At 55.7% G+C, this 2088-nt stretch carries 2 protein-coding genes; one reads left to right on the top strand and one right to left on the bottom strand.

Annotation, left to right across the window (positions count from 1 at the left end):
• Positions 1–526: 526 nt before the first annotated feature.
• Positions 527–1042, top strand: a complete 516-nt coding sequence (locus HG250_RS10050) for a hypothetical protein (RefSeq protein WP_170005197.1) — start codon at positions 527–529, stop codon at positions 1040–1042.
• Positions 1043–1048: 6 nt separating this feature from the next.
• On the opposite strand, the gene HG250_RS10045 is transcribed toward HG250_RS10050, so the two are convergent.
• Positions 1049–1591: a recombinase family protein gene (locus HG250_RS10045; RefSeq protein WP_170005196.1), complete on the bottom strand. Its 543-nt coding sequence runs from the start codon at positions 1589–1591 to the stop codon at positions 1049–1051.
• Between the last annotated feature and the right edge of the window lie 497 nt (positions 1592–2088).

Below are 2088 nucleotides of genomic sequence, written 5' to 3'. Positions count from 1 at the left end.
AAGTGGTGAGCCCTGCTGGGATTAGCCGATGATCACCGTCGCGAAGAGCCTTTGCCAACGCTTCTCTCGCCCCAGAAGAGCGTGTCTGAAGGCTGCTGAGGACGGTTGAGACCCACTGTTCCTCATCATCGTTCAGCCCAGCATGTGCCGACGCTTCTGCGCGTTCTTCGATGCTGGAGGGGACGATCTCAGGACAGTCGGCGGGTGAACGATCTGCTGACGATGGATGGGACGATGTTGGAGTGACGATGGGCGGCTTAGCTTTTAGGTGTGTCATGGGCGGGATGGTCTGCCGAGACGGTGATGGGGTCAACAGTTCGTGTGAGCAGTGGCGAAGAGATAGTCGGGTGAGCGCTTCAGTCGATGTGTAGAGGGACGATGCGGATCATCGCTATTGTTTTTCGGGGACTGATCGTAGACGCCAAGGTGCTCGTATCAAGCGAGCAGCTTCTGCCTTGATGATCAGTTGGGAAGCTGTGGCAGCGATTTGGACGTAAGGTATGCGCGCATCAAGGGGGAAGCTTCAATGGCAAGAATAATAGCAGCAGTTTTGTCTGCGCTCCTTGTTCAAGGCTGCGTGGCGGATGAGGGGGTCGAACTTTGCCAGAAGGACCTGAGTGATAAGCTGAAGGCACCCTCCACGCTTAATGTCGTTGCGGCTTACCGTGGAGAGATGCCCGATATCGATCCCGTAGTAAGGTTGGAGAATCTAAAGCGCATAGTTGCTCGCGATGAGCTTCGGTCTGATCAGATGTCGACGGCTGAATGGGTCACCTTCCGATACATGGAAGAGATTATCGAAGTCGGCACAGAACATGAGATGCTGCGCACAATGCCGGTTGTGCCGTCATACGCGATCTTGCTCACCTATGATGCGGAGAATAGCTTTGGGGCACCACTACGTGGGCATCTCTGGTGTCGGATCGCCAACCCAGAGGAAGGTGAAGCCTTTGTTTTTGATGCTGTCAGCATCGATGATGAGGAAGCAATTTCTGATAAGGTACTAATGAAGGAAGTGAGCCTCTCACAATTACCCATCTAAGCGCCTCTATGCCGCCAACGCTCGGTAGACCGATGCTCGACCGATCCCCATTTCACGGGCGATGGCTGCTGGTCCCAGTCCGCTCTCACGCAGTTCCTTCACCCGCGCAGGATCGATGCTGGCGGGGCGTCCACGATACTTGCCCGCAGCCTTCGCTTTGGCGATCCCTTCCATCTGGCGTTCACGGCGGATGTCGTTCTCGAACTGGGCGACGGCTCCCAAGATCGAAAGCATCAGTTTGCCCGTCGAACTATCGGTGTCGACGCCTGACTGGTTCAGGCATCTGAAGCCGACATTCTTCGCAGCCAACTTCTCAATGATCTGGTGAAGGTCGCCGACGCTCCTTGCCAACCTGTCGAGCCGTGTCACGATGAGAGTGTCACCATCGCGAACGAAATCGATGGCATTGATGAGTTCGATCCGATCACTGGCTGAACGACCAGACATCTTCTCGGCAAACACCTTCTCACATCCAGCGGCAGTCAAAGCCTCATTCTGGATGTCAAGGGACTGACCAGTTGAACTCACCCGTGCGTATCCGACCTGCAATACCCTCTCCCTGTCTCATATGATCTTAGACCTGCTGCTTTGGCTGTCACAAAAGCCTCAAGTCGACCTTATGATAGCAGGGTACGCGCAAATCCCGGCACATCTTGTTTGGGTTTGCCTCAATGGGACGGGTTATTCGCCTGATCGAGCGACCGCCGTTCTTCCGAACGACATTCCCGAATGATCGCCGAAGCCCTCGCGGCGCACGATATCCTACACCGCGTCACCCCATCCTACACGCCAGCGTCGGCTCGACAGCCGCAGAAAACCGCTATTCCTACCCCATCTATGTAGGAGTGTAGGATGTGTAGGATGTTTTCAGAGCAAAACGACGAAAACGAAAATCACATACTGCGCCGCAGACTGGCATGCACAACCTGCACATCATGCACACCGACGGACGGTCAGGCGAACGGTGGTGGATCGAGGATGGGGCGAGAACGGTGGTGGAAGATCAAGAACGGTGGGCGCGCGATCCCACGCAGGTGCGGTGGCGG

Source organism: Pseudopontixanthobacter vadosimaris, from assembly GCF_012979275.1.
GTDB lineage: Bacteria > Pseudomonadota > Alphaproteobacteria > Sphingomonadales > Sphingomonadaceae > Pseudopontixanthobacter > Pseudopontixanthobacter vadosimaris.
Note: the sequence above shows the minus strand (reverse complement) of the source record. Positions and strands in the feature narration are given on the sequence as shown.

Bases quoted from the DNA above. Each gene is read 5' to 3' on its own strand.
- HG250_RS10050 (WP_170005197.1), top strand. From the start codon at position 527: ATGGCAAGAATAATAGCAGCAGTTTTGTCTGCGCTCCTTGTTCAAGGC.